We start from the raw sequence: 3390 nt of genomic DNA, 5'->3' as shown, positions 1-3390 counted from the left end.
GCTGGCCCCGGCCGAGCACCGGCTTGACCACCCGGTCCAGCACCGGGCCCACTTCCACCGCGGCCACCGCCCCGGCCGCGGCCAGCAGCGTCAGCGCAACCAGCGACGCGGCCCGCAGGCTGCCGTCCAGGATCTTGACCGCCACCGAGACGCCGGTGGGGGTGCCCATGACCATCACGCCCTCGGCACCGAGCTTGGCCAGGATCCGCAGTTCCTCCATGACCACCGTGTTTTCCTGTCCGTGGCCCTGGACGGCCCAGGGGTAGTCCACCATGGCCGTGGCGATGGTGGCGGCGCGGGCGTCGGCGTGCCGGTCCGACGGCGCCTTGGCCAGCCTGCCGACGGCGCGGGCCAGCCCGTGCAGGGAGAAGGCCGGCACCGGGGCGCCGCAGCCGTCCACCGCGATATGGCTGATGGCCTCGCCGGCATACTCCTCCACCGTTTCCATCACCATGCGCTGCATGGGGTGGTTCGGTTCCAGGTAGGTGGCGGTGTCCCAGCCGTTCTCCCTGCAGGCCCAGAGGAAGGCGGCGTGCTTGCCGGAACAGTTGAAGGCCAGGCGCTGCCGGCCGCGGTCCGTGCGGATCAGCCAGGCGAGGGCTTCCTCGTCCGCCGGCCAGGCGGGCGGGCACTGCAGCTGCCCGGCGGTCATGCCCGCAGCCCGGAGCATGCCCGCAGCCACTTCCATATGCTTGCGGGAGCCTACATGGCTGCCGCAGGCCAGGGCCACCTGCGCCCCGCGCAGCGGCACGCCCGCCCGCATGGCCGCCAGCGCCTGGAGGGGCTTGAGCGTGGAGCGGGGGAAGACCGGGGCCGCAATGTCCCCGAGCTCAGTCACCACCGAACCGTCGGCGGCCATGACGACGGCGGAGCCCAGGTGGCGGGACTCGATGAAGCCGTTGCGCTCGACGACGGCCAGCTCGGCGGCGTCCGAGGCCCTAAAAGTCTCAAGCATGGGTTTAGTGTATGGGCCGGAAACCAACTTCTGGCGCGGCGCGCTGAGCCAGTAGGCTTAGACGTTGTGAAGGTTCTTGTGATTGGCCCCGGAGGCCGCGAACACGCCATTGTCCGAGCCCTGCTGGCTGATCCGTACGTCTCCGAAGTCCATGCGGCCCCGGGCAACGCAGGCATCGCCGAAATCGCCCCCACGCACAGCATCGACGCCAATGACCCGGCGGCCGTGACCGCCCTGGCCCGCGGGCTCGACGTGGACCTGGTGGTGGTGGGCCCGGAGGCTCCGCTGGCCGCCGGTGTGGCGGACCCGCTGCGGGCGGCGGGCATTCCGGTCTTCGGTCCGGGCAAGGAAGCCGCACGGCTGGAAGGATCCAAAGCCTTCGCCAAGCAGGTTATGGCAGCGGCCAACGTCCCCACGGCCATGGCCCACGTGGCCGCCGACGTCCAGGAAGCGGCCGAGGCGCTGGACCGTTTCGGCGCCCCCTATGTGGTCAAGGACGACGGCCTGGCCGCGGGCAAGGGCGTGGTGGTCACCGAGGACCGCGGGGCGGCGCTGGCGCATGCCCGGTCCTGCTTCGACGCCGGCGGCCAGGTGGTGATCGAGGAGTACCTGGACGGCCCGGAGGTCTCCCTGTTTGTCATTTCCGACGGCCGGCATGCGGTTCCGCTGGTGCCGGCGCAGGACTTCAAGCGGATTTTCGACGGCGACCAAGGCCCCAACACCGGCGGCATGGGCGCCTACACGCCGCTGGAGTGGCTGCCGGCAGGCTTCGTGGACGAGGTCATGGAGCGCGTGGCGCTGCCGACCATCCGGGAGATGGCCCGCCGCGGCACGCCCTTCGTCGGTGTGCTCTACTGCGGCCTGGCCATCACCAGCCGCGGCGTGCGGGTCATCGAGTTCAACGCCCGCTTCGGCGATCCGGAGACCCAGGTGGTGCTGGCCCGGCTCAAGACCCCGCTGGGCGGACTGCTGCTGGCGGCGGCCAAGGGCGAACTGGACGAGGCCGAACAGCTGCACTGGGCCAAGGACGCCGCCGTCGCCGTCGTCGTAGCCGCGGAAAACTATCCGGGCACCCCGCGGACCGGAGACCTGATCGGCGGGCTGGAGCAGGCCAACGCGCTGCCGAACGTGCACGTGATCCACGCCGGAACCCGGCTGGAGGACGGCAAGGTGGTCAGTGCCGGCGGCCGGGTGCTTGCCGTCGTCGCCCTCGGCGAGGACCTGGCGGAGGCGCGCGAACGCGCCTATGCCGGAGTGGGGCTGATCGAACTGGAAGGCGCCCAGTACCGTACCGACATCGCGCTCAAGGCGTCCCGGGGCCAGGTCGGCATTCCGGCACCGCGCGGTGCCGCGCCAGCCTCTGCGGGCAAGGAGTAGGCAGTGGCATTCGCACCGTCGCCCCTGGACCTGCCGGGCTGGACCCACGTCTACTCCGGCAAGGTCCGCGACCTCTATATTCCGGCCACCGCGGCGCGGGTCGGCACCGACGGCGAGGACATGGCCGCCGAGGGCCTGCTGGACCAGCGCAATGACACCGTGCTGGTGGTGGCCAGCGACCGGATCAGCGCCTACGACCATGTGCTCGGCACCGAGATCCCGGACAAGGGCAGGATCCTGACTCAGCTGAGCCTGTGGTGGTTCGATCAGCTCTCCGCGGGGCCGGAGCCCGTGGCCAACCACGTGGTGTCCACCGATGTCCCGGCCGCCGTCGCCGGCCGGGCCATGATCTGCCGCAGGCTGGACATGTTCCCGATCGAATGCATTGCCCGCGGCTACCTGACCGGTTCCGGCCTGGCCGAGTACCGGGCCTCGCGCACCGTCTGCGGGCTGCCGCTGCCCGAAGGCCTGGTGGACGGCTCGCGGCTGGAGCCGGCGATCTTCACCCCCTCGGCCAAGGCCGAGGTCGGCGAGCACGACGAGAACATCACGTTCGACGCCGTTGTGGACACCGTGGGAGCGGAGACCGCCGCGGCGCTGCGGGAGCTGACGCTGCGGATCTACACCCGGGCCGAGGAGACCGCCCGGGCCCGGGGCATCATCCTGGCCGATACCAAGGTGGAATTCGGTGCCAACCCGGCCACCGGCGAGATCACGCTCGGGGACGAGGTGCTCACCCCGGACTCCTCCCGCTTCTGGGACGCGGAAACCTACGAGCCCGGCCGGGCCCAGGCCTCCTTCGACAAGCAGTTCGTGCGGGACTGGCTGACCTCGGCCGAGTCCGGCTGGGACAAGGCCTCGGACGCGCCGCCTCCGCCGCTGCCCGAGGAGATCGTGGCGAAGACCCGGGCCCGCTATGTCCAGGCCTACGAGCGGCTGACCGGGCGGAAGTTCAGCTAGCACCGAGGGCCCCGCTGCGGGCGAAGCGGGCGGTGGGAAGGTGCGACGCGCTAGGCGACGGGACGGCCGCGGCCGGCGCTGCCATCGCCGCGGCCGGC

3 protein-coding genes are annotated in these 3390 nt (G+C 71.6%); 2 read left to right on the top strand and 1 reads right to left on the bottom strand.

Annotated features, from left to right (window positions below; translation table 11 throughout):
• Positions 1–955: asparaginase (locus ACFQ36_RS21775; RefSeq protein WP_377017488.1), on the bottom strand; the 955-nt coding region annotated here is incomplete at its 3' end.
• Between the two features lie 66 nt (positions 956–1021).
• Here ACFQ36_RS21775 and purD point away from each other — a divergent pair.
• Together purD and ACFQ36_RS21765 are read left to right on the top strand one after the other, a co-directional pair.
• Entirely contained in the window at positions 1022–2332 is a 1311-nt protein-coding gene (gene purD, locus ACFQ36_RS21770; RefSeq protein WP_377017486.1) for a phosphoribosylamine--glycine ligase, read from the top strand.
• A 3-nt stretch (positions 2333–2335) separates the two neighbouring features.
• On the top strand, positions 2336–3292 hold the full coding sequence (locus ACFQ36_RS21765; protein ID WP_377017484.1) for a phosphoribosylaminoimidazolesuccinocarboxamide synthase: 957 nt from the start codon (positions 2336–2338) through the stop codon (positions 3290–3292).
• Positions 3293–3390 lie beyond the last annotated feature (98 nt).

It is taken from the genome of Arthrobacter sp. GCM10027362 (genome assembly GCF_042679445.1).
In the GTDB taxonomy this organism is placed as follows: domain Bacteria; phylum Actinomycetota; class Actinomycetes; order Actinomycetales; family Micrococcaceae; genus Crystallibacter.
Note: the sequence above shows the minus strand (reverse complement) of the source record. Positions and strands in the feature narration are given on the sequence as shown.